Source organism: Aquibium oceanicum, from assembly GCF_001889605.1.
GTDB classification, from domain to species: Bacteria; Pseudomonadota; Alphaproteobacteria; order Rhizobiales; family Rhizobiaceae; genus Aquibium; species Aquibium oceanicum.
Genome location: NZ_CP018171.1, coordinates 1,228,738 through 1,252,458 on the forward strand (window position 1 = coordinate 1,228,738; position 23,721 = coordinate 1,252,458).

Consider the following 23,721-nt stretch of genomic DNA (forward strand, 5'->3'; position numbering starts at 1 on the left):
GCAAATCTCCTATCTGAGCTGTTCGAGCACGAGGAAGAGGCCCCCGGCAATCGCGGCCGTTGCCGGCACGGTGACCAGCCATGCCGCCACGATGGTGGAGAAATGGGCGCGCCGCACCAGCTTGCGCCGCGTGACCTCCTCGCGTGAGACGGCTGGTTCTCCAGCCGGCTCGTCCTCTTCGTCGCTGTCGATCTCCTGCGTATCGGCAGTCGACCCGCTTGCGGCGCGCTCGGCCCGCAGCCGGTTGACCTTACGCTCGAGATAGGCGCGGCGGCGCGGCGAGTTCGCCGTGTACCATTCGCGGAAGAAGCCCACGCCGAAGACCGCGCCGACCGCGATGTGCGTGGAACTGACCGGCAGCCCGAACCAGGACGCCACGATAACCGTGAGCGCGGCGGAGAGCGCCACGCAGAAGGCGCGCATCGGATTGAGCTTGGTGATCTGCTCGCCGACCATCCGGACGAGCTTGGGGCCGAAGAGCAGCAGTCCGAAGGTGATGCCGAAGGCGCCGATGAGCATCACCCAGAAGGGGATGTGCACCGAGGCGACGATGCCGCTGCCGGAAGCGGTCTGCACGATGGCCGCCAGCGGCCCGACCGCGTTCGCGACATCGTTGGCGCCGTGGGCGAACGAGAGCAGCGCAGCCGAGATCACCAGCGGCAGGTTGAAGAGCTTGCGCAGGGACTGGTTGCGGTTTTCCATGCCCTGAGACTGGCGATTGACGAAGACCTGCGCGATACCCCAGGCGACGAGGAAGGCGCCGGCACCGATGATCGCGATGCCGCCGCCGCTCAGATGCACGATCTTCGACAGGCCCTTGGTGGCCAGGTAGGCCGCGAATGATCCGGCCATGATGGCGATGAGCAACGGAACCCAGCGCCGGGCGGCGGCGATCTTCTCGTCCTGATAGATGATGCGCGCCTTGATGAAGGCGAGGAAGGCGGCCGCGATGACCCCGCCCATGACCGGCGATATGACCCAACTGGCGGCGATGCCGGCCATGACGCCCCAGTCGACCGACCACAGGCCGGCCGCGGCGAGGCCTGCGCCCATCACGCCGCCGACGACGGAATGCGTCGTCGAGACCGGCGCGCCGATGGCCGTCGCCAGATTGATCCAGACCGCCGAGGCGAGGAGAGCCGCCATCATCGCGCTTATGAAGACCGCCGGTTCGCCGATCGCCTCGCGGTCGACGATGCCCTTCGAGATCGTCTGCACGACGTCGCCGCCGGCAATCAGGGCCCCGGACGTCTCGAAGACGGCGGCAAGCAGCAGCGCACCGCCCATGGTGAGCGCCCGCGCTCCGACCGCAGGGGCGACGTTGTTGGCCACGTCGTTGGCGCCGATGTTGAGCGCCATGTAGGCGCCGATCGCGGCGGCGGCCACGATCGCGATCGCGCCCGGATCGCCGGCGCTGAAGATCGCGACGGCGACGGCGACGAAGGCCATGAAGAAGAGGGCAAGACCGGGTGCCACCAGACCCCGGGCGACGAAGCTCGTGGCTTCCTCGACGCGGACGAGCTTGTCGAGGTCCTTGTCGAGTGTCGTCTTGCGCGCGCGCTCGCTTATGTCGGCCATGATCCCTTCCGCTCAGGCTCCCGCTTAGGGAACCGCGCAGCACGCGACAAGTTCATCGGGCGGTCCAATCACGACCCGGCGCCGATTTCGTGTGGAAAATGAAGAGTCGGGCGGCGAGCCTCAGGCGGAGGGCGCAAAAACCGAAAGAAGTTCGGCGAGTTCTGGTTCGCGCACGCGGCTCGCCGCGATCTGGGGCGCGAACCACTTGCGGATACGCTGGCCCTTCTCCGGCCATTTCTGCTCGACCCGATCCACCTTCATCGGAAAAACGTAAACCTCGCAGCGCTGCTCCAGCCCGGACTTGAGACCCTTGCCGTAGAAGTAGCGTCCGCTTTCCTTGTCGGAGATCGAGCCGCGCAGGCCGGCCTCCTCGGCCGCCTCGCGCATCGCCGCCTCGTGCAACGCTTCGTCGCCTTCCGGCCAGCCCTTCGGCAGGACCCAGCGGCCCGTGTCGCGGCTGGTGATCAGCATGACTTCTATGCCGCGATCGGCTTCCCGCCAGGGAAGGGCCGCCACCTGGACGCGCGCGGGCACACCGCCGAGGAACCGGCGGACCCGGTCGACGGATGAGTGCCACGTGCGTTGGTTCAGGAGCATTTTTCCCTTTCGAATCCAGCGAATCAACTTTGCCAGCTTAATTGTTGAACCGCAATCTACCAGATGTCGGTGAAGTATCTCTCAGATACGTTAAATTTTCCCGGAAGCAGACGGGCGCCCGGGGACGCCGTCCATTCTGAGCGGGAAATACTGACGGTCGCGGCGAACGAGACGCGCTCCGCCAGCATCGAACATCTTGTCAAGACGGTTAGATGTGATGTGCGGACACGATTGCAAGCCGCACGCCCGCGCAAGGCGCGTTCAGCCGCGATGGCCTTCCGAGATAGGCTGCTGGTAGGTGAAGCCCATGTCCCAGGGGAAGTATATCCAGGTATCCTGGGAGACCTCGGTGACGAAGGTGTCGACCAGCGGGCAGCCCTTCGGCTTGGCGTAAACGGTGGCGAAATGCGCCTTCGGCATCATCGCGCGCACGAGACCCGCCGTCTTGCCGGTGTCTGTCAGGTCGTCGACGATGAGGACTTCCTCGCCTTCGTTCTCCAGGAGCGCGGGCGAGATTTCCTTCAGGACCTTGAGTTCGCCCTGTTCTGTGTAGTCGTGGTAGGACGCGATCGAGACCGTCTCGATCACCCGTATGCCGAGCTCGCGCGAGATGATCGCGGCCGGCACCAGGCCACCGCGCGTGATGCACACGATTGCCTTCCATCTGCCCTTGCTGCCCGCCAGCCGCCAGGCGAGCGCGCGCGCGTCACGGTGAAACTGGTCCCAGGAAACGGGGAAGGCCTTTTCGGGAAGCGACATGAGCGGTCTCGCGCGGGCGTCAGGGAAGCTGCGAGCCTAAAGCGCAAACGGGATGGAAAGGCAAGGGGATGCTGCCTTTCGCGCCATAGGCCGGCGTTTCAGGGCTTGGCGTCGCGGGAAAACAGATAGATCGCGAGTGCGGCGGCGAGCGTTGCGGCGTAAAAGACGAAGAGCGCCTGGTAGCCAGCGGCCGAATCTGCCGCATCCGTCGCGGCGGTCACGACGCCGCCGGTCGCGAACTGCATGACGCCGACCCCGCCGATGGAGAAGAAGTTCATCAGCGTTACCCCGCGCCCGATGAGATGCGGCGGCAGGAACCCGCGCGCGTGCGCCATCAGCATTCCATAGCTCGATCCGCTGACGCCGATCACCACGAACAGGACGGTGACGGCGAACAGGCTGCCGACCGGGTTTAACGCCAGGTAGGAGACCGTGGCGACGCTGACGGCATTGCCGATGACGACCACCCATTTGCGCGTGCCGAACACGGTGTCGAGCGGCCCGTAAAGGAAACTGCCGGCGACCATGGCGAGTGCCATGTAGAGCGTCGTCTGGCCGATCGCGAGGGCATCGGCACCGTAGACGTCAAAGAGGTAGGGGCCGGCCCACAGGCCGCGAATGCCGGCGGCCGGCGCGTAGTTGAGCGCGGTGAGCGGGATGATGAGCCACAGCACCTTCATCCGCAGCAGTTCGCCGAAACCGGCGAAGCCAGAGTTCCGGCCATCCGTTACAGTCTCGCGTTCCGGATCGCGCACGAGGGCGACGAGGGCCAGCGCGGACAGGAGCGTCGCGACGCCGAGCCCGGCCATCACGCCGCGCCAGCCGAAGCTTTCCACCGCAGCCGCGAAGGGTGCCGCGCCAGAGACGTTTCCGAGCGAGCCGAGCGCCACGAACCAGCTCGTCAACACGGCGAAGCGCGCCGGGCGGAAGGTCTTGGCGAAGATGAAGAGCGAGGCCATCAGCACCGGCGCGCAGCCGGCGCCGATCAGGGTCATGGCGAAGGTGATCATGGCGGGCGTCTTCGCGGCTGCGAAGAGGAGGGCACCGCCTCCGCCGCCCGCAGCCAGCAGGACCGCCGCCGTCCGGCGCGGGCCGAAACGGTCAAGCGAGACCCCGACGGCGAACTGCATGAGGGCAAAGGCGATGAACCAGGCGCCGGACGCGAAGGAGAGCTGCGCCTTCGTCGCGCCGAGATCGGCCTCCAGCGCAGGCGTCAGCACCGCCAGGAACGAGCGGTAGAACTGCGACAGGAAATAGGCGAGGGCGAGCGCCGCTATGCCGGCCATGGGCAGGGGTCCAAAGACAAGGGCGGCGAACCACCGGGGTTCGCCGCCCTAAGTCATGCCGACGGATCAGGCAATCGCCCAACCGATCGGCGCATGTGGACCAGAAAGGCTACGCGGCGCGGGCGGGCGACTTAGCACCGCCCGGACGCCGGCGCCGCCGGAACGGCTTGCGCTCCTCGGCGCGGCCCGCATCGTGATGCGCGGAGGCCGGCTTGGCGCCGAAGCGCTGCTTGCCGCCGGACGGACGTCCCTGCCGGTTGGATTTCGGCCGGCCGTTGTTGCCGTTCGGGCGTTCCTGACGCTCCGCCGGTTCGCCCGGGACGCGCGGCCGCGGCGCCGGATCGGGCTCGCCGGTATGGTCGGCCACGAGCGGGATCTTGGCGCGGATGACGCGCTCGACGGCGCGAAGCTTCACCGCCTCCGAAGGATCGGCGAGCGTGATCGCCGCGCCATCCATGCCGTTACGGCCCGTGCGGCCGATGCGGTGGACGTAGCTCTCCGGCTCGTCCGGCAACTCGTAGTTGACGATCAGGCTGATGCCGGGGACGTCGATGCCGCGGGCGGCGATGTCTGTCGCCACCAGGATGCGCACCTCGCCGTCGCGGAAGCCGTTCAGGGCGCGCTGGCGGGCGTTCTGCGACTTGTTGCCGTGGATGACGTCGGCCGAGAACCCGTCCTGCTGGAGCTGGCGCGTCACCTTGTCCGCTCCGTGCTTGGTCCGGGTGAACACAATGACCGACTTGTAGTCCTCGTTGGCGAGCAGCTTGGCAATAACATCGCGCTTCTGCTTGGTACGGGCCTTGATCAGGCTCTGCGAGATCTCTGCGGCCGTCGTGCCCTGCGGCGCGACGGAAACCCGCACCGGGTCCTTCATCAGGCCCATCGCCAGCTTCTCGATCTCCTCGGGCATGGTGGCCGAGAACAGCGTCGTCTGGCGCTCGGGATGCGTGGCGCGGGCGATGCGCTTGACGTCGTTGATGAAGCCCATGTCGAGCATGCGGTCGGCCTCGTCGAGCACAAGCCAGCGAGTCTGGTCGAGCTTGACGTCACCTTCGCGCACCAGGTCGATGAGCCGGCCGGGCGTCGCGATGAGCACGTCGACGCCATCGCGCAGGCGCTTGACCTGGCTGAAGCGCGAAACGCCGCCGAGCACCTGTGCCGTTACAATGTGCGCACCTTTGGCAAGCGCGCGGAAGGTCTCGTCGATCTGGACCGCGAGTTCGCGCGTCGGTGCCAGGATCAGCGCATGCGGGCTCTTCGGCTTGCGATGCGCACCGAGCGCCATGATCTTGGTGAGGATCGGCAGCGCGAACGCCGCCGTCTTGCCGGAACCGGTCTGGGCGATGCCCAGGACGTCACGTCCGGCGAGGTAGGGAGGGATCGCCTGTTCCTGGATAGGCTTGGGCGAGGTGTACCCGGCGCGTTCCGTTGCCTTCAGGAGGGACCCGGTGATGCCGAGGCGAGCGAAGCCGTTTTCCTGCTCCGCGTTTACGTGAATGTTCAAAATCGTCTTCTTTCGGCGGATCTTGGGTCCGCACTGGCGCGCGGCGGGGCGCAACCTGCCGGGCATGGGGTCGGGATGTACGACGAGGCGGCGCGCCCTGGATGGGCTACGGCCGGCTGCGCTGTCGTTCCCGCGAACCTCATGCCCGCGGGGATCTTTTCACCGCTCGACCGAGTGTTCGGAAAAGGGGAAAACCAGACGCAACCGAGGTCAATTTCTGACGAGCCGGATCGAACCGGCCCAAGCGCCTGCCGCGCATATGGGGGAAAGGCCCGGAAAAAGCAAGGAGAATGTCGTCGCCCGCGTTCGGCACCGCCGCAGGGCCGTCCCGATCCGGCCGTTCCGCCCGGCTACCTTAAGCCCGTCAGCCGCCGCGGACCGACTTCCTGAAGGCGGACGGCGACATCCGGTAGGCCTGCCTGAACGAGGAGGCGAAACCCTCCGGGGTCTTGTACCCGGATCTGAGGCCGATGTCGGCGATGCTCAGCGACGAGTTTTCCAGGAGGGATCGCGCCTTCTCCAGCCGGCGCATCGTCACGAAGCTGTGCGGCGTCGTTCCGAAATGCTGCTTGAAGGCCCGAACGAAGTGGAACTTGCTCAGTTCGGCGACCGCGGCAAGGTCCGACAGCGTGACGGCGCGATCGAAATTCTCCTCGATGAATTCCACCACGCGGCGCGCCCGGATACCCGAAAGCGCGCCCTGCGCGGCTTCGTTCCACGACGGCACGCGCACTTCCAGGCGGCCGAGTTCGAGGATGGCCGTCATGGCGAGCAGATCGAGGTAGAGGGCCGAACCCGGACCTTCGTCGGACGCCGCGCCGGCGATCTTGGAAAGCGTCGCCGCGAGCTTCTGGCTTCGGAAGTAGAGCAGCGGGCGAGCCAGATCCTCGGCTTTCGGCGCGAACCCATCGCCCTCGTCCAGGCTGGAAGCATCGAAGGTAAGCGCGAGATAGCCGTTCTTCGCACCCTTCAGCGACGTCCAGCCCGTGACCGAGCAGTCGGCCGGCGCATAGGTGATGCGGTTGCGCAGATCGGTGATCGTGGACTTGCGGAGGCTCTCGACCTCCGTCTCGCCATCCTGCAGCTGGATCTGGTGAAGCGCGAGGTAGTACCGTTCGCCCGCCCAGCGATAGTCGAACGCTCCGAGATCACCGAACTCCATCCGCTCGAGATCGATGGACTTGCCCAGGCTGCGGGTGACGCGGCGTGCCGCGGCCCGGTCCCTCATGGCTACTTCTACGTTGCTGGATCCCACGAAGTCCCTCTCGGTGTGTCTTTTGACGTATCGGACGGGGTCGCGAGAATATCAAGTTCCGCAATTGCACCGAGCTTTTTTTTTGAATATGTGTCCGCAATCCGGATTTGAAATCCGCAATTTCCTTTATCAGTCTGTTGCTCGGGAATGGCCATCGGAAGGCGCTGGAGACGGGGCAAGCTAGGCAGGTTTGCCGGTGTGCGGACCTATCTGGTTATCGTGACCCTCGTAACGACCCTGCCACTTGTCATCTACGCGCTGGTCGTCGTGGATCAGCTCAGGTCGAGCGAATATGCCTCTCTGCAGCGACGTACGTCGCGCGAGGCCGCATCCGTGGCGCAGCTCGTCGGCCAGCAGCTTCGCGACATGACCACGACGCTGAAGGTCCTGGGCACAGCGCCGGAACTGGAGGCGGCCGATTTCGCGGAGTTTCACGCCCGCGGAACGGAGGCGCTGTCCGAAAGCAACTGGTTCCTGATCGTGGCGGATGCTGCGGGACGGCAACTTCTCAACACGCGCGTGCCTTTCGGAACCCCGCTCGCGACTGTTTCCGACGTCGCGACGCTGCGTGCCGTCCTGGAGACTTCCACGGCGAGAGTCTCCGACGTCTTTTTCGGAAAGACGAGCGGCACCTGGGTCTACAACGTGATGCTCCGTGTTCCGGGTCCACAAAGCCGCCCGCTGGCGCTGATCCTGACACAGAACGTGACGGTGCTCGAAAGCTCGCTCGGCAAGCGGCCGCTGCCGGACGAATGGCATTTCGCGCTTCTGGACGGGAGGAACGCCGTCGTGGTCTCCTCGAACGGCCTGGAGTCCGGTGCGCCCTTCTCGGAGCCGCTGCTCGCCCAGGTCGCGGCCGAAGACCTCGGTCCCGAGCGCGCGAGGGATACGGAGGTCCTGCTGGGTTACGCCAAAGTGCCGGGCACAGACTGGCAGGCCATCATCTGGGGGCCGAGATCGTCGGCCGCCGGACAGATTTCCGACAGCATGCGCAACCTGATCCTCGGCGGGACGGCGTTCTTCCTCATGTCGCTGCTGTGCGGTCTCTTCCTCGGCAGGCGGCTCCAGCAGTCCATCGCCGGGATCGCCCAGCGGGCCGAAAGGATGGGCCGGGGAGAGATCGTCTCTCCGCTCGACAGCGGATTCCGGGAGATCGACGGGGTCTCGGTGGCCCTGTCGGAGGCCTCCTTCGACAGGAGCCAGGCGGAGGATCGGGTCCAGACCGTTCTGGGCGAACTCTCGCATCGCACGAAGAACGTCATCCTGATCGTCCAGGCGCTGATGACGCAGACGTTGCGCCAGACCGACGATCTCGCCAGCTTCAGGACGGCGATGACGGGACGGCTGACTGCGCTGGCCCGATCGCTCGATCTGCTGACATCGCGGAACTGGGGCGACGCATCGCTGATCGAACTCATCCGGGCGCAGCTCGACGTCTTCGGCATCGATGCGGATCGCGTCGAACTCGACGGCGAGAACTTCGAGATTAGATCGGGCGCGGTGAAGGATTTCGGGATGATGCTGCACGAGATGGCGACCAACGCCACGAAATACGGGGCGCTCTCGGTACCGGAAGGCCGCTTGCGAATTCGATGGTCGGGGGAGGCTGCCGCCGACCTGTTGCACTTCGTGTGGGAGGAGAGGGGAGGCCCTTCGGTCAGCGAGCCCGATGCCCTCGGCTTCGGAAGCCGCCTGATGCAGGCGACGGCTGGAAGCCTGAACGGAACGGCGCGCTGCTCGTACGATCCCGATGGCGTGCGCTGGATCCTCGAACTGCCGCTGGCGAGGATTCGCGGCGGCCAAAGCGCCGGGCCTTCCGGAGCCGCCTGAAATCGCAGGCTCGTGAGGCCGTCTTCCGTTGCGTACCGTCAGATGATCAGGCCGGCCAGCACTTCGTTTTCCGTGATGTCCTGATAGGACCAGCCCGCATCGCGGAACTGCCGATCGAGGCGGACGAAGTTCTTCGCGTCCTTCGTCTCGAGCCCGATCAGCACGGAGCCGAAATTGCGGGCGGACTTCTTCAGGTACTCGAACCGGACGATGTCGTCGTCGGGACCGAGCAGGTCGAGGAAGTCGCGCAGGGCACCCGGCCGCTGCGGAAAGCGGAACACGAAGTACTTCTTCAGCCCCTCGAAGCGTAGAGCGCGCTCCTTCACGTCCGGCAGGCGCTCGAAGTCGAAATTGCCGCCGGACACGACGAGCACGATCGTCTTCCCCTTGAGTTCCTTGCGCGGGAACTCCTTCAGCGCGTCGATGGCAAGCGCTCCGGCGGGTTCGAGGACGACGCCCTCCACGTTCAGCATCTCGATCATGGTGGCGCAGAGCCTGTTCTCCGGCACCAGGAGCACGTCGTCTGGCCCGAACCGCTTCAGATGGCGGAACGGCTCGCTGCCGATTTCGGCGACCGCCGCGCCGTCGACGAAATTGTCCACCCTGGCGAGCTTCAGCCGCTTTCCTTCCTCCAGGCTGCGCTTGAGGCTGGGCGCGCCGGCCGGTTCGGCGAAGACGAAGCGTGTCTTCCAGCCGAGCTCCGCCAGATAGCGCGTGACGCCTGCCGAAAGACCGCCGCCGCCCACCGGCAGGATCATCATGTCCGGCACCTCACCCTCAGGCATCTGCGCGGCGATTTCGTGCGCCACGGTGGCCTGACCTTCGATGATATCGCCGTGGTCGAACGGCGGCACCATCAGGGCACCCGTCGCCTTTGCATGCTCGATCGCGGCGCCAAGGCAGGCGTCGAAGAAGTCGCCGGTCAGGCGGATCTCCACGAATTTTCCGCCGAAGACGACGGTCTTGTCGATCTTCTGCTGCGGCGTGGTGACCGGCATGAAGATCACGCCTTTCTTGCCGAGATGCCGGCAAGCGAATGCGAAACCCTGCGCATGGTTGCCGGCGGAGGCGCAGACGAAGCCGGCGGCGGGCTCGCGCTGCGACAACGCCTTGCGGAAGAAGGTGTAGGCGCCGCGGATCTTGTAGGAGCGGACGGGCGACAGGTCCTCGCGCTTCAGGAAGATTCTCGCGCCGTACTTCTTTGAAAGATGGTCGTTGAGTTGCAGCGGGGTTTCGGGAAAGAGGTCGCGCAACGCGGTCGCGGCTTCGTCCACGCGGGCGCAAAACCCGTCCTGTCTGCCTGTGTCGGACATGTCGTCCTCCCGTGCCGCTGCCTTTGGTCGTCGCGGGCTATTGCATAAACGACAGTCTCTCGCCACTCTCGCGCGAAGCGGCCCGCGGGGGACGGGTCCGCCACACTGGAAAGACCGGGGGGCTTCCTCTTCGTGCAGAGCTTCGCCGTCCGGGCCGCGATCCACATAGCCGCGATCTTCGGCATCTACCTGTCGCTCGCGATGCTGATCCCGGCCTTCGCCGACCTGTACTACGGCAACAACGACTGGCGCGTCTTCGCGCTTTCGGCCTTCTTCACCGGCGGGCTGTCGCTCGCCGTCGCGCTGGCGACCCAAGGGCGGCCGCCGGTGGTGTCGTCCCGCTTCGCCTTCCTCCTGGTGAACCTGTTGTGGTTCACCACGGCGGCGGCGGGCACCATCCCGTTTCTCGCGTCGTCCATCGACATGAAACTCTCCGACGCGGTCTTCGAATCGGTGTCGGCAGTGACCACGACCGGAAGTACCGTTCTCGTCGGCCTCGACGGCATGGCGCCCGGAATGCTCTTGTGGCGATCGATCCTGCAATGGATGGGCGGCCTCGGCGTGATCGCGCTCGGCCTCTTCATCCTGCCGTTCCTGAACGTCGGCGGCGTCTCCTATTTCAAGATCGAATCGACCGACATCGAGGACCGGCCGTTCGAGCGGCTCTCGACCTTTACCATCAGCCTGATGGCTATCTACTGCCTGCTCACGCTCGCCTGCGGCATCGCCTACGCGGCGGCCGGCATGACCGGCTTCGACGCGCTCAACCACGCGCTCACCACCATCTCGACGGCGGGATTTTCCACCCACGACGATTCCTTCGGCCATTTCCGCGACAATCTGGCGATCCTGTGGGTCTCCATCATCTTCATGTTCATCGGCGGCCTGCCGTTCTCCATCCTCATCTTGCTGACGGTGAGGGGACGGCTGGATGCGCTGCGGGACCCGCAGATCCGGGCGTTCGCTGGCTATACGGCGTCGTTCGCCGTCCTCATGACGATCTACCTGCGGCTGACAAGCGACGTTCCCTTCCTGGAGGCGCTGACGCACGCGACGTTCAACTTCGTCTCGCTGGTGACGACGACGGGGTTTTCCACGCACGACTACGCGGCGTGGGGCCCGTTCGCCGTGGCGCTCGCCTTCATCGCCACCTTCCCCGGAGGATGCTCGGGCTCGACCACCGGCGGCATCAAGGCCTACCGGTTCATCATCCTCTTCGAACTGATGGCGAACGGTTTGCGAAAGCTTGTCTATCCGAACTCGGTCCAGCCGGTGCGCTATGGCGACAGGCCGGTGGACGAGGACATGCAGCGCGCCGTGGTGCTGTTCATCGCCTCCTTCTTTGTCCTGTGGGGCTTGTCGATCCTGCTGCTCGCCTCAACGGGTCTCGACCTCGTCACCGCCATGACCGGGTCGCTGACGGCGCTGACCAACGTCGGTCCGGGGCTGGGCGATTTCATCGGCCCCAAGGGCAGCTTCGCCGATGTCCCCGATTTCGCCAAATGGGTGCTGTCGCTGGCGATGCTGTTCGGGCGGCTGGAGATCCTCGCGGTCCTCGTGATCTTCACCCCCGTCTTCTGGCGGAGGTAGGCAGCGCCCATCCGTCTCCTGTTGCGCCGCAGCGACAGCTCCGGTAAATCGGCTCGCCTGCCGTCGGAAACCGGAGGCGGCGCCGGGCGAACTGTCGGCCGAGGCGTCCAGGAGATGACCTTCCCTTGAACAGCCACGCGCTCCGTGCCGCGATCCACGTTTCGGCGATTCTGGGTATCTACCTGGCGCTGGCGATGCTGGTGCCGGCCTTCGTCGATTTCTACTACGGCAACAACGACTGGCGCGTCTTTGCGCTGTCGGCCTTCTTCACCGGCGGGCTGTCACTGGCGGTGGCACTGGCGACGCAAGGGCGGCCTCCCGCCGCCACCTCGCGCTTCGCCTTCCTGATCGTCAACCTGCTCTGGGCGACCATGGCGGTCGCGGGCGCCATCCCGTTCCTGGCGTCCTCCCTGGCGATGGACGTTACCGACGCGGTGTTTGAATCCGTCTCCGGAATAACCACCACCGGGTCCACCGTCATCGTGGGGCTCGACGCGCTACCGCCCGGGCTGCTGATCTGGCGCTCGATCCTGCAATGGGCTGGTGGGCTCGGCGTCATCGTGCTGGGCCTCTTCATCCTGCCCTACCTCAACATCGGCGGCGTTTCCTACTTCAAGATCGAATCGAGCGACATCGAGGACCGTCCGTTCGAACGCCTGTCGGTCTTCGCGACCAGCATTCTCGGGGTCTATTCCGCGCTGACGATGGCCTGCGCGATCGCCTATGCCGCGGCCGGCATGAGCGGGTTCGACGCCATCAACCACGCCCTGACCACGCTCTCGACTGGCGGCTACTCCACCCACGACGCCTCGATGGGCTTCTACGGCGACAACCTGCCGCTCCTGTGGATCTCGTCGCTCTTCATGTTCATCGGCGGTCTGCCCTTTTCGATCCTCGTCCTGCTTGCCGTCCGCGGCCGGGTCGACGCGGCCCGCGATCCGCAGATCAGGGTGTTCGCGGGCTACGTCTTCGCCTTCGGCTTCGCGGTGGCGCTCTACCTGCGGCTCACCACCGACGTTCCGTTCTCCGAAGCCTTTGCGCATTCCATGTTCAACATCGTTTCCCTGATCACCACGACCGGCTATGCGAGCCAGGATTATTCGCTCTGGGGCGCCTTCGCCGTCGCCTGCGCCTTCCTCGCAACCTTCCTCGGCGGATGTTCCGGATCCACGGCGGGCGGCATCAAGGCCTATCGGTTCATCGTGCTGTTCGAACTCATGGCCAACGGCCTTCGCCGTCTCGTCTATCCGAGTTCGGTCCAGACGGTTCGCTACGGCGACCGCGTCGTGGACGACGACATGCAGCGGGCCACGGTGCTCTTCATCGCCTCCTTCTTCGTGCTGTGGGGCATCGGAACGGTGCTGCTGGCGGCGACCGGCCTCGATTTCATGACCTCCATGACCGGTTCCCTCACGGCGCTGACGAATGTCGGTCCGGGCCTCGGCGACGTCATCGGTCCAGCGGGCAACTTCGCGCCGCTTCCAGACCTCGCGAAGTGGGTCCTCGCGCTCGCAATGCTGCTCGGCCGGCTGGAAATCCTGACCGTGCTGGTGATCTTCGCACCGGTGTTCTGGCGACGCTGAGTTTCACGCTTTGTATTGCGACGTAACAAAAAGCTAGGCCGAATGTGACCGGCCGCCATGATCCTCTCCCGCTTCGTGGTCATAGAGGGAAGATCACACGAGCGGGCGGGGAATGGATGAGGCGCGACGGCAGCCTTCCGGAACGATTTGAATTCGCGGGCCCCCTACGCATGGCGGCGCTGCTCCTGTGCGTGGCTGTGGCGGGCTGCGTCAACACGCAGGCACAGGTCCTGATCGGGACCGAACTCGTCTCATCCACGCAGAGCGAGATCGCGGCCGAGCACCGCATCTTCGTCGCGACCACCCGTGCCCGCTCCGAGAACCCGCGCGAGGTGTTCGACAACAGCCGGTCCCTGTCGCTCAGCTTCGCGCGTACCGATGTCACCGTACCGGCGATCCATACGGCCGGTGCGATCGAGCGGCCGAAATCGGGGCTGCGCGATCCCGCGCGCTTCTTCACGGCCTCCGAGGTCGCGACCTATGACGGCGAGGATGCGTTCGTCGCCGACCTGGCGGCCACGATCAAGGCGCGGGGAGGACGGGCGCTGGTCTTCATCCACGGTTACAACACCCGCTTCGACGATGCCGTCTACCGGCTGACCCAGCTCGCCCACGACGCCGGATACGACGGCGCGCCTGTGCTCTTCACCTGGGCTTCGGGGGGCAGAACGGTCGACTACATCTACGACCGCGATTCGGCGACGGTGGCGCGCGACGCGCTGGAGCGCACGCTGCGGCTGGTGGAGGAGGCGGGCGCCTCGCGCATCGACATCATTGCCCATTCGATGGGCAACTGGGTGACGCTGGAGGCGCTGCGCCAGCTCGCCATCACCGGCGACCGGGATATCGACGGCAAGCTGGGCGACGTGGTGCTGGCTTCGCCGGACGTCGATGTCGACGTCTTCAAGAGCCAGATGAAGCGCTACGGAATTCCCGACAAGCCGTTCTTCCTGATGCTGTCGCGAAACGACCGCGCGCTCAACATTTCGGGCATCATCGCCGGCAACCGGCCGCGGCTCGGCGAGTACACCAACGACGCCGAGATCGCGAGCTACGGCGTGATCGTGGCCGACGTCACCGCGCTCGAGGCCGGCGACAGGACCAACCACACCAAGTTCGCCGACAACCCGCTCTTGGTGCGGCTGCTGGGCGAACGGCTGCGCCAGGGCGACCGGCTGACGGAGACGCGCGACAATCTCGCCGAGCGGCTGAACAGCCTGGCGACCGGCATCGGCCAGACAGCAGCCTCGGCGGCAGACATCGTCATCACCACGCCGGTGGAGGTGCTGGAGACCGTAACCCGGCAGTGACAGGCGACGCTCTGACCAAGCCGGACATTCTGGGTCTCGCACAGATCTCCCTCGAAGACTTTATTGTGGCGGGGTGCTCGCCGAAGATCTTGCAGAGTACACGGCTCAGCTCGCCCACTCCTCAAAGTTCGTTAGTGCTGCGAGCGCGGGATAGGTGCGCCGATCGGGATAGCTCCAGCGATGATAGCAATTCCAGTAGCTCGTTGCCCTGGCCTTCAGGATGCGCATCGCTTCTCGGTTCTGCAGCACGAACTTCGAATAGGCGGATCGGTCCAGTCGGGTGACTTCGGAATGAATGTCGTCCGCGATCTCCAACACGTATTCGCCAAGCAGCATCACGACGAAGGGGATCGCCCATGGATCGTTCAGCGCGAGGATGGCCCGGTTAGCCCTTTGTCGAAGGTATCCATCGGTCGATCTGGTGAGAAGGCAATGTGCAACGGGCCCGACATAGTCGATCCGCGTCGCAACACCGTCGGTAAAATGAAGTCGGTAGGGGACGTGAACCCTGCTTCCGTCAACGACGAACTCCTGGGACGTCGTCCTGTAGGTGTGATCCAGAAATGGCTGGAGATCGCTCGCTGCTTTGCTGGCGATTTTCTCCCGATACGGGGGAAATGCCGTTTTCACCGCCTCAGCGAACGGCCTACTTGGCGAGAACCAATCCATTTGCCCCAAACTGCACAGGTTCCATATCGGACTTGCGCGCGCTTAAAACAGTGCCGAAGTCGATCCATGCCAGATCATTTCTCCGCCTATTCAAAGGTCATTCAGCGTCTGAATCACCCTCATACGAACAGGTCGACCTTCTCGAACTTCGTCACGTCGATGATGCCCATGTCCGAGATCCTGAGCTCCGGGATCACCACCAGCGCCAGCAGAGAGTGCTGCATGTAGGCGTTGTTCAGCGAACAGCCCATCTCGCGCATCGCGGCGGTCAGTTTGCCGGCCTTCGCGGCGACGATTTCCGCGCGCTCGTCCGACATCAGGCCGGCGATCGGCATCTCGACCAGCGCCAGTTCCTTGCCTTCCGAAAACAGCACCACGCCGCCGCCGATCTCGCCGAGGCGATTGGCTGCGGCCGCCATGTCGGCCTTGTTGGTGCCGACGACGATCATGTGGTGGGAATCGTGGGCGACCGTCGAGGCCATGGCGCAGTCGCGCATGTAGCCGAAGCCGGAGACGTAGCCGTTCACCACAGCGCCCGTGCCCCGGTGGCGTTCCACCAGCGCGATCTGGCAGACGTCGTTGCGGCGGTCCATCTGGACGATGCCGTCCTCGACGGGCAGGTCGGCCTCCAGCGCGCGCGTCGGCGCCTGGTTCTCGATGACGCCGATGACGCGCGCCCGCACCTCGTTCGCTCCCGCGGGTGCGGCGATGTCGAAATCGGCCGCCGCTAGTGTGCGCCCGAGCTTCACGGTGTTGCGGGCGCTGGCCGGATAAGTGCGAACCGGGATATCGACCTCCAGCTTCCCGCCCTTGGCCACGCGCACGCCGCGCCCGTAAACCTCGTCGATCGCGAGCGCCGCGAGGTCGGAGACGATCAGGAAGTCCGCCAGCCTGCCCGGCGCGATCGAGCCGATTTCGCGCTCCATGCGAAAGTGCTGTGCCGTATTGATCGTCGCCATCTGAATGGCGGTGACGGGCTTCAGCCCCTGCGCGATGGCATGGCGCACGACGCGGTTCATGTGACCCTCGTCGACCAGGGTGCCGGAGTGGCTGTCGTCGGTGCACAGGATGAAGTTGCGCGGATCGAGCCCGTGCTCGGTCACCGCCTTGATCTGGCTCGCCACGTCGTACCAGGCGGAGCCGAGCCGCAGCATCGCCTTCATGCCCTGCCGCACACGCGCGATCGCGTCTTCCACCCGCGTGCCCTCGTGGTCGTCCTCGGGACCACCGGCGACGTAGCCGTGGAAGGCGAGCCCGAGGTCGGGCGAGGCGTAGTGGCCGCCGACGGTCTTGCCGGCGCGCACGGTCTCGGCGATCTCGCCGGCCATGGTGGCGTCGTTGGCGGCGACGCCGGGAAAATTCATCACTTCCCCAAGGCCGACGATGTTCTCCCAGGTCATGGCCTCGGCCACGTCCTTCGGGCCGAGCGAAGCGCCGGCATTCTCAAGGCCTGGCGCCGACGGCACGCAGGACGGCATCTGGACGTGCACGTTGACCGGCATGTCGACCGCCTCGTCATGCATCAGGCGCACGCCTTCGAGGCCGAGCACATTGGCAATCTCGTGCGGATCGATGAACATTGAGGTCGTGCCGTGGGGAATGACGGCGCGGCAGAACTCCGTCACAGTGACCATGCCGCTCTCGACATGCATGTGCGCGTCGCACAGTCCGGGCACCAAGTAGCGGCCGCCCGCATCGACGACCTTGGTGCCCTCGCCGATCGCGTGGCTGGCGTTCGGGCCGCAATAGGCGAAACGCCCCGCCGCGATCGCCACGTCGGTGCCGGGGATCACCTCGCCGGAATGGACGTTCACCCAGCGCCCGTTGCGCACGACCATCTCGGCCGGCCGGCGCCCGGTCGCGACGTCGACCAGCACGGCGGCGACCTCCGTCCAGGGCTTGGGTCTGTGAAAGCGGGGCGTCTTCGGCATTCGGATTCTCCTTCGGCGGAGAATGTGCCAAGCCGCGCGACGCGGCGCCAGTCCCGATTTGCCGAAAGAGCGGCTGTCAGCGCCGCATCAGCAGGGCGGCAGCGAGGCCCAGCGCGGCCAGGCCAACGAGCGCGGTCGTCTTGGGGTTATCCCTGACGGCGGCGCCAGCGATGCGTGCCTGCCGTTTCACCTCGCGCCGTCCCGGACGGCTGCGACGCGACAACTGCCCGAGAAGGTCGGCCACGATCTCCGCTACGTCGTCATAAGCATGGCTGCCGCGGCTGGTGACCTCGTCATAGGCACGCGATCCGCGTTCCGCCGCGCTTCGGCGCAGCGAGGAGATTTCGCGCTTCATCGCGGAGACCTGGCGTTCCAGATCGTCGACGACGTCTTCGCGTGTGCGGGAGAAGGGAAGTGTCATGGCGTGCCCCGTGGCTTGAGATATCGCAGGGGCAACGCGTAGGTCGGTTCTATGTTCCAGCCAGTGACAAACGAATGCATCGTCCGACATGGGTCGGACGATTGATGGAGGGAAGGCCGGACCGGGCGGTACAGAAGTGCGCGTGGCTATTCGCTGCCCAAGGCCAGAAACCGGGAAAATAAGCCCTGTACTTCCTCGCCGCCGTGCCCGGTTGTCGCGGCCCGGCCTCCTCGCGGGTTGAACGCGGATCGCCCGGGCGGGTTCCAGTACGTCTTCTTTGAATAGGGCACGGGTGAGATTGCCGCCGCACTCGGGAGAGGCGGGACGGCCTAGGCGCGTTTCGCGCGCCTGACGACGCCAGGCTCCTTCCCGCGGCGGGAAAGCTGCTGGTCGGCGATGACGCCGATGAGGATGACGGAGCCCATGACGGCGAAGTTGAGCGAACTGGGGATGCCCAGCAGGTTGACGAGGTTCTGCAGCACCTGCAGCAGGATCACGCCGAGCACCACACCAAAGATGGAGCCCTCGCCGCCACGCAGCGAACACCCGCCGAGCACCGCCGCGGCGATCGCGTAGAGTTCGTAGAAGTTCCCGTGCGAGGAGGGCGAGATGGAGCGCGTGTACATGGCGATGAAGACCGCCGCCACCGCCGTCAGGCCGCAGCAGATCACGTAGGCGGTGATGATGACGCGGTGGGTGTCGATGCCGCTGTAGCGCGCCGCCTCCTCGTTCTTGCCCACCGCGAAGAGGTGTCGGCCGAAGACCGAACGATGCAGGATGAACCCCATGACGACGGTGATCGACAGGAATGCGATCAGGCTGTGCGGGACGCCGTAGAAGCGGCCGGCGGTCAGCCATTCCAGCATGGGAAAGCTCGCGCCGAAGGGAAAGCCCGCAGTCGCATCCTCGGTATAGTAGCGCGCCGCGCCGCGATAGATGAGCAGGCCGCACAGGGTGACGACGAAGGGCGGCAGACCCATCCTGGCGATCAGGAGGCCATGCGCCAGGCCCATCAGGCAGCCGAGCCCCAGCACGACGACGAAGGCGACCGCCGGGCTGACGGTGCCGTTCGCCACGAGATCGACGAAGATCACGCCCAGGAGAGCGATGATGGAGCCGACGGAAAGCTCGATGCCGCCGGAGATGATCACGAAGGCCTGCGCGACGGCGAATATGCCGAACAGGCCGATGAGATTGGCGGTGTTGGCGAGATTGATCGGCGACACGAACCTGGGATTGATGATCGCGACGACGGTGCCGACCACGATGATGAGGACCAGAAGGCCGAGATCCTTGCGGCTGATCATGTTGATCATGAGCTGTGCAGTTCCATGCGTGGGAGATGCGCGTCGGGGCGGCCGACGGCGAGCGACATGATCGCCCGTTCGCTCAAGGCCTCGCGTTCCAGATGTCCCGAAATGCCGCCCTCGTGCATGACGGCGACCCGGTTGCTGACGCCAATGACCTCTTCCATGTCGGACGAGATCATCAGGATGCCGACGCCGCCGTCGGCCAGTTCTCGCATCAGCCGGTAGATCTCGTTCTTGGCGCCGACGTCGATGCCGCGGGTCGGCTCGTCGAAGATCAGCACCTTCGGCGCCATCGACAACCACTTGCCCAGCACGACCTTCTGCTGGTTGCCGCCCGACAGCGAGCCGGCGGTTACAGACAGCGACGGCGTGCGGATGTCCAGCCGGTCGCGCTGCGAAGCGGCTTCCGCCTCCTCCAGAGACTGATCGACGAGCCCGCGGCGCGAAAAGCTGGGGACGCTCGCCAGGGTGACGTTCGAGCGGATGGGAAAGTCAAGCACCAGGCCGGACCTCTTGCGGTCTTCGGGAACGAGGTAGAGGCCGCGCGCGATCGCCGCCCTCGGCCGTCCAGGCGGAAGCCGCGCGCCGTCGATCCACACCTCGCCGGCAACCGGCGCATCGAGACCGAAGATCGTACGGGCCAGTTCGGTGCGCCCGGACCCGACCAGCCCCGCGAGACCGAGGATTTCGCCGCGGCGGACGCACAGATCGACGGTGCGTCCCGGGCGGTAGGAGGTGCTCACGCCTCGCAATTCGAGTATCGCCTCGCCGGGTGGGGCGGCCGGTGGGCGGTAGACGGTGGTAAGATCGCGGCCGATCATGTGCCTGATCATCGTTTCGGCGCGGATTTCGGCCCGGTCGAGCTCAGCCACGCACTGGCCGTCGCGCAGCACGACGACGCGGTCCGCCGAGCGCTCGACTTCCGCAAGGCGATGCGTGACGAGGATCACCGCCACGCCATCGGCCTTCAGTCTCGCCACGACGGCCAGAAGGCGTTCCGTTTCGGACACCGTCAGGCTCGACGTCGGTTCGTCCATGATGACGAGACGGGCCCTCATCGAGAGCGCCTTGGCGATCTCGACGAGCTGCATCTGCGCCAGCGAGAGTTTCGAAACGGGCGTCGCCGCATCGAATCCGGCGCCGAGTTGGTCGAGCAGCGGCTGCGCCGTCTGCCGCGTCCGCGCCTCGTCGACGAAACGCAGCAAGCCGCCGCGGACGGGTTCGCGGCCGATGACCACGTTCTCGCCGGCGCTGAGGTTTTCAAAGAGGTTGAGCTCCTGATGCACGAAGGCGATGCCGGCCTGCATGGACCGGGAGACCGTCAGGCGCGACATCGCTTCCCCGTCGAGGACGATCGTGCCGTCGGATGGCGCGATGACCCCGCCGAGTATCTTCATCAGCGTCGACTTGCCGGCGCCGTTTTCCCCCACGATCCCGACGACCTCGCCCGGAGCGACCGAGAGGTTAATGCCGTCGAGGGCCGTGACGCCGGGATAGACCCGACGAATACCCTTCATCTGGAGAAATGGAACAGGCAAGCGGACGGGACCCGGGTTGAAATGTCTTGCGGTCGAGCAGGCCGGCCGGGAGGTTGATGGCCGGCCTGCGGTTCGAGGCTTCAGCCGTTGATACGCGCCTTCAACTCCGCCTCGAAGGCATCGACATTGTCCTTGTCGATCATCTTGGTGGGAACGATGATCAGCTCGCTCTCCGGCACGACCGACTTGTCGCCCTCGAGATACTTCGCCATCAGCTTCATGCCCTGGTAACCCCACTCGTAGGGATCCTGGACGACGGTGCCGGCGATCGTGCCCTCCTTGACGCCGCCGAGCGTGATCGGATCCTCGTCGAAGGCGATGATGGCGATTTCGCCGAGTTTGCCGGACTCCTTCAGCACCTCGTAGATCCGCGGCGGATTGTAGGAGTAGAAGCCGACCATGCAGTCGATGTCGGGGTTCGCCGCGAGCGCGTCCTCGACGTTGCGCTTGGCGCGCGTCATGTCGATGTCGTCGCCGCGAACGTCGATCAGCTCGACCTTCGAGCCGGCGATCGTCTCCTTCATGCCCTCGATGCGCTCGCGCGCATTGTCGGCGCCGGGCAGTCCGACAAAGCCGATGCACTTACCTCCGTCCGGCAGCGCCTTGAGCGCGATCTCGCCCGCCTGCTTGCCGGCGTCGGTGTTGGACGAGCCGATATAGGCGATGCGGTTGGTGTCGGGGGCGTCGGAATCGGTGGTGAACAGCGGCACCTGGCTGCCGATCCGGTTGAGCGCGTCGGTGGACGACTTCGGATCGACCGCGCTGACCATGATGGCAGAGACGCCGGCCGCGGCCAGGTCTTCCATCAGGCGCTGCTGCACCGCGGCCGCAGCCTGTTCGGGATACTTGAACTGCAGGTCGTAGTCCGGCAGTTCGCCCTGGGCTTTCTTCACGCCAGCTTCGGCGAGCTTCCAGAAGTCCGACGCGCCGTTCACGACGAAGGCGAGGGATTTCTTGTCCTGGGCTGTGGCCGCGCCGGCGGCCATGACGGTGGCGATCGAGAGGATCGCGGCGGATAGACGTAGCTTCATGATGATCTCCATGGACCAGAGGAAATTCGGTCCGCACGCGCGAACGGCGGCGCGGTTCTGCGATCTGAACGCGGCCCGGGCCGGGCCCCGGGCCGCGGCAGACAGGTCATCCGCCGATGCAGCTGTCGGCGTTGTCCTGCATGCATTCGTCGAGGCCGGTGTAGATGATCGGCTCGACCGGCTTGCCCTCGATCATGTCGATCATGACGCTCGGCGCCCGATAGCCCATTTCGAAAGGACGCTGTCCGACCTGGACGTGGCTGCGTCCCGCTTTCAGCGCTTCCATCTGCGGGGGAAGCGTGTCACCCGCCACGATGACCATCTCCTTGGACTTCAGCTTGTCCATCACCTGGTCGGTGACCTGGGCATAGGCCTGCGGCGCGAACTGCGCCCAGCCGCCGATCAGCATGAAGGCGGTCAGGTCGGGGTTGGCCGTGAAGGTGTCGGCCATCTGCTGGTTGGCGAGGTCGGCCTGGTCGTTGGTGAAGACCGGGCAGCCGGCGATCTCGGTCCAGCCGCCTTGTCCTTCCAGCCGTTCGATGCCCTTCTCGCCGGACAGCGTGTCTCGGGTGCCGGCGGCGCGCTGATTGATGTTGTCAGCCGCCACATTGCCGAGCTGCAGGCACACGGTGCCACCTTCCGGCTTCAGCTTCTTCAGGTGCTCGGCGAACTTGACGCCCATCTGGTAGTTGTCGGTGCCCAGATAGGTCTTGCGCAGGTCCGCGTCGTCCGCGCCGAGGTCGGCGTCGATGGTCATGACCGGGATGGACGGCGCCTTCTCGCGGAGCAGCCTTGCCATCAGCGGCGCGTTCGACGGGGAGATCGCGATCGCCTTCACGTCGGGCCGGTTGAGCAGGTCCTCCACGATCTGAACCTCGCCCACCTCGTCCGCGCTCGACGCGGGACCGGTGTAGAGGCACTTGTACTCGCCGCCCGAATTCTCGTTGTTCCATTTCTGGCAGCCGAGGTTGATCTGCTCGAAGAAGGGGTTGTCGAGGCCCTTCACGACGATGGCGAGCGTCTTGTCCTGGGCGAATGCCGATGCGGCGAACGCCAGGACGGCCGCACCCGCAAGCATTATTCCGTTCAGTTTCATATCAGTCCTCCCTGTGAGTGGCTTGGGATGTCGCTGATCGCACCGGCCACGGCGGCGCGATCCTCAGCCCGGGTACCAGACCTGCCGGGGTTCATCCGGAGGCCGCACGTAATCCCAGGCGGAATCGATGAGCTTCGAAAGGTCGTAGGAGGGCCGCCAGCCGAGATCGGCCTTGGCCCGGCTGTTGTCCATCCAGTTGCTGACGTAGGGTCCGCGCACCGGCGTCGAGGGCAGGCCGCGCGTGCGCGCCAGGTGCTCGACCACCGCGGCGTAGTCGACCGGCTCGTCCATGCACACGTTGAAGAGGCGCTGGCGGGCGGCGGGCGCGGTCAGCGCGATCAGGATCGCCGAGACGAGATCGTCGACATGGACGAAGTTGCGCCGCACCGGCGTGCCGTCCTCCTCCTGGAGCAGCGGCACCGCCCCGGTCTCGCGGCTGCGCCGCGCGACCTCGGGCTCGACCATCGTCTTCCAGTCGGGTCCGCCGAACAGGTCGTCGCCGAAGGAAAGGCTGTGGCGGAAGTCGTCCTTCTCCATGATCCAGGGTGCGCGCAGGCAGCACCAGTCCATACCGTACTGGATACCGAACTGCTCCAGCATCACCTCCTCGAGTACCTTGGAGAGCGCGTAGCAACCCGGATATGCCATGTGCGGGGCGTCCTCGGTTATCGGCGCGGGATGGCGGTGGAAGAAATGGCCGATCGCGGCGTCGCCGCCGATCAGCAGGAAGCGCTGTGCGGACGGGCTGGCGCGGAATTCCTCAAGCAGCCAGAACAGACCCTTCACCGTCACGTCCATGACGTCGTCCGGCGTCTCCTTGCAGGTGGCGAGGTGCACGACGTGGGTGACGTCGCGCAGCGCCTCCCGGCAGGTTTCGCGATCGGCGATGGAGCCCCTGACCACCGAAAGCGTATCCGTCTCCGGCAATGTGCGGTTGTGGCAGAGCGCGCGGATGCCGACGTCGGGCCGCTCGGCCTGGAGACGCTCGATGAGCGTCCGACCCACTTTCCCCGTCGCTCCGGTGACCAGGACAAGCATCCGTTTCCCTCCCGCATACAGTGAAGAACAGGACGGCGAGCCTGTCAATCATTTGTATGATAAATAGGATTATACGGATTTG

The 23,721-nt window shown here is 65.6% G+C and carries 19 protein-coding genes; 4 read left to right on the forward strand and 15 right to left on the reverse strand.

The genetic code is table 11. The features are described 5' to 3' along the window. Positions 1-9: 9 nt before the first annotated feature. The 6 genes from BSQ44_RS06155 to BSQ44_RS06180 form a co-directional block, all read right to left on the reverse strand. A complete protein-coding gene (locus BSQ44_RS06155; RefSeq protein ID WP_072602411.1) occupies positions 10-1,578 on the reverse strand; it encodes an inorganic phosphate transporter in 1,569 nt (522 codons plus the stop codon). Between the two features lie 120 nt (positions 1,579-1,698). Next, positions 1,699-2,175 (reverse strand): NUDIX hydrolase, encoded by a 477-nt coding sequence (locus tag BSQ44_RS06160; protein ID WP_072602412.1) that lies wholly within the window; start codon positions 2,173-2,175, stop codon positions 1,699-1,701. A 261-nt stretch (positions 2,176-2,436) separates the two neighbouring features. Further along, positions 2,437-2,934: a xanthine phosphoribosyltransferase gene (gene gpt / locus BSQ44_RS06165; protein ID WP_072602413.1), complete on the reverse strand. Its 498-nt coding sequence runs from the start codon at positions 2,932-2,934 to the stop codon at positions 2,437-2,439. Between the two features lie 98 nt (positions 2,935-3,032). Beyond that, on the reverse strand, positions 3,033-4,220 hold the full coding sequence (locus BSQ44_RS06170; RefSeq protein WP_072602414.1) for an MFS transporter: 1,188 nt from the start codon (positions 4,218-4,220) through the stop codon (positions 3,033-3,035). A 109-nt stretch (positions 4,221-4,329) separates the two neighbouring features. After that, on the reverse strand, positions 4,330-5,790 hold the full coding sequence (locus tag BSQ44_RS06175) for a DEAD/DEAH box helicase (protein WP_083534528.1): 1,461 nt from the start codon (positions 5,788-5,790) through the stop codon (positions 4,330-4,332). A gap of 298 nt (positions 5,791-6,088) precedes the next feature. Then, positions 6,089-6,952, reverse strand: a complete 864-nt coding sequence (locus BSQ44_RS06180; RefSeq protein WP_072602416.1) for a helix-turn-helix domain-containing protein — start codon at positions 6,950-6,952, stop codon at positions 6,089-6,091. 246 nt (positions 6,953-7,198) lie between these two features. Between BSQ44_RS06180 and BSQ44_RS06185 the strand changes: the two genes are divergently transcribed. Next, the gene (locus BSQ44_RS06185; protein WP_157894520.1) at positions 7,199-8,809 is read left to right on the forward strand and encodes a sensor histidine kinase; all 1,611 of its coding nucleotides are present in this window, start codon (positions 7,199-7,201) and stop codon (positions 8,807-8,809) included. Positions 8,810-8,847: 38 nt separating this feature from the next. On the opposite strand, the gene ilvA is transcribed toward BSQ44_RS06185, so the two are convergent. Beyond that, a complete protein-coding gene (gene ilvA / locus BSQ44_RS06190; protein WP_072602418.1) occupies positions 8,848-10,122 on the reverse strand; it encodes a threonine ammonia-lyase IlvA in 1,275 nt (424 codons plus the stop codon). Between the two features lie 132 nt (positions 10,123-10,254). On the opposite strand from ilvA, the gene BSQ44_RS06195 reads away from it, so the two are divergent. The 3 genes from BSQ44_RS06195 to BSQ44_RS06205 all read left to right on the forward strand — a co-directional run bounded on the left by BSQ44_RS06195 (position 10,255) and on the right by BSQ44_RS06205 (position 14,605). Continuing rightward, positions 10,255-11,712 (forward strand): TrkH family potassium uptake protein, encoded by a 1,458-nt coding sequence (locus BSQ44_RS06195; RefSeq protein WP_072602419.1) that lies wholly within the window; start codon positions 10,255-10,257, stop codon positions 11,710-11,712. A gap of 125 nt (positions 11,713-11,837) precedes the next feature. Further along, on the forward strand, positions 11,838-13,295 hold the full coding sequence (locus BSQ44_RS06200) for a TrkH family potassium uptake protein (RefSeq protein WP_072602420.1): 1,458 nt from the start codon (positions 11,838-11,840) through the stop codon (positions 13,293-13,295). Between the two features lie 170 nt (positions 13,296-13,465). Continuing rightward, the gene (locus BSQ44_RS06205) at positions 13,466-14,605 is read left to right on the forward strand and encodes an alpha/beta hydrolase (RefSeq protein WP_072602421.1); all 1,140 of its coding nucleotides are present in this window, start codon (positions 13,466-13,468) and stop codon (positions 14,603-14,605) included. 105 nt (positions 14,606-14,710) lie between these two features. Here the strand turns inward: BSQ44_RS06205 and BSQ44_RS06210 are convergent, their stop codons facing one another. The 8 genes from BSQ44_RS06210 to BSQ44_RS06245 form a co-directional block, all read right to left on the reverse strand. Continuing rightward, positions 14,711-15,274, reverse strand: coding sequence for a hypothetical protein (locus tag BSQ44_RS06210; protein ID WP_072602422.1), 564 nt, complete (start codon positions 15,272-15,274; stop codon positions 14,711-14,713). 119 nt (positions 15,275-15,393) lie between these two features. After that, positions 15,394-17,205, reverse strand: coding sequence for an adenine deaminase (gene ade, locus BSQ44_RS06215; RefSeq protein WP_072602423.1), 1,812 nt, complete (start codon positions 17,203-17,205; stop codon positions 15,394-15,396). 76 nt (positions 17,206-17,281) lie between these two features. Then, the gene (locus BSQ44_RS06220) at positions 17,282-17,626 is read right to left on the reverse strand and encodes a hypothetical protein (RefSeq protein ID WP_072602424.1); all 345 of its coding nucleotides are present in this window, start codon (positions 17,624-17,626) and stop codon (positions 17,282-17,284) included. Positions 17,627-17,955: 329 nt separating this feature from the next. Further along, positions 17,956-18,930, reverse strand: coding sequence for an ABC transporter permease (locus BSQ44_RS06225; protein ID WP_072607900.1), 975 nt, complete (start codon positions 18,928-18,930; stop codon positions 17,956-17,958). 8 nt (positions 18,931-18,938) lie between these two features. After that, complete coding sequence (locus BSQ44_RS06230; RefSeq protein ID WP_072602425.1) at positions 18,939-20,453, reverse strand: sugar ABC transporter ATP-binding protein; 1,515 nt, start codon at positions 20,451-20,453, stop codon at positions 18,939-18,941. A 101-nt stretch (positions 20,454-20,554) separates the two neighbouring features. Next, positions 20,555-21,460: a sugar-binding protein gene (locus tag BSQ44_RS06235; protein ID WP_378215650.1), complete on the reverse strand. Its 906-nt coding sequence runs from the start codon at positions 21,458-21,460 to the stop codon at positions 20,555-20,557. A 151-nt stretch (positions 21,461-21,611) separates the two neighbouring features. After that, on the reverse strand, positions 21,612-22,601 hold the full coding sequence (locus tag BSQ44_RS06240; RefSeq protein WP_114579925.1) for a substrate-binding domain-containing protein: 990 nt from the start codon (positions 22,599-22,601) through the stop codon (positions 21,612-21,614). 63 nt (positions 22,602-22,664) lie between these two features. Then, positions 22,665-23,639: an NAD-dependent epimerase/dehydratase family protein gene (locus BSQ44_RS06245; protein ID WP_072602427.1), complete on the reverse strand. Its 975-nt coding sequence runs from the start codon at positions 23,637-23,639 to the stop codon at positions 22,665-22,667. Positions 23,640-23,721 lie beyond the last annotated feature (82 nt).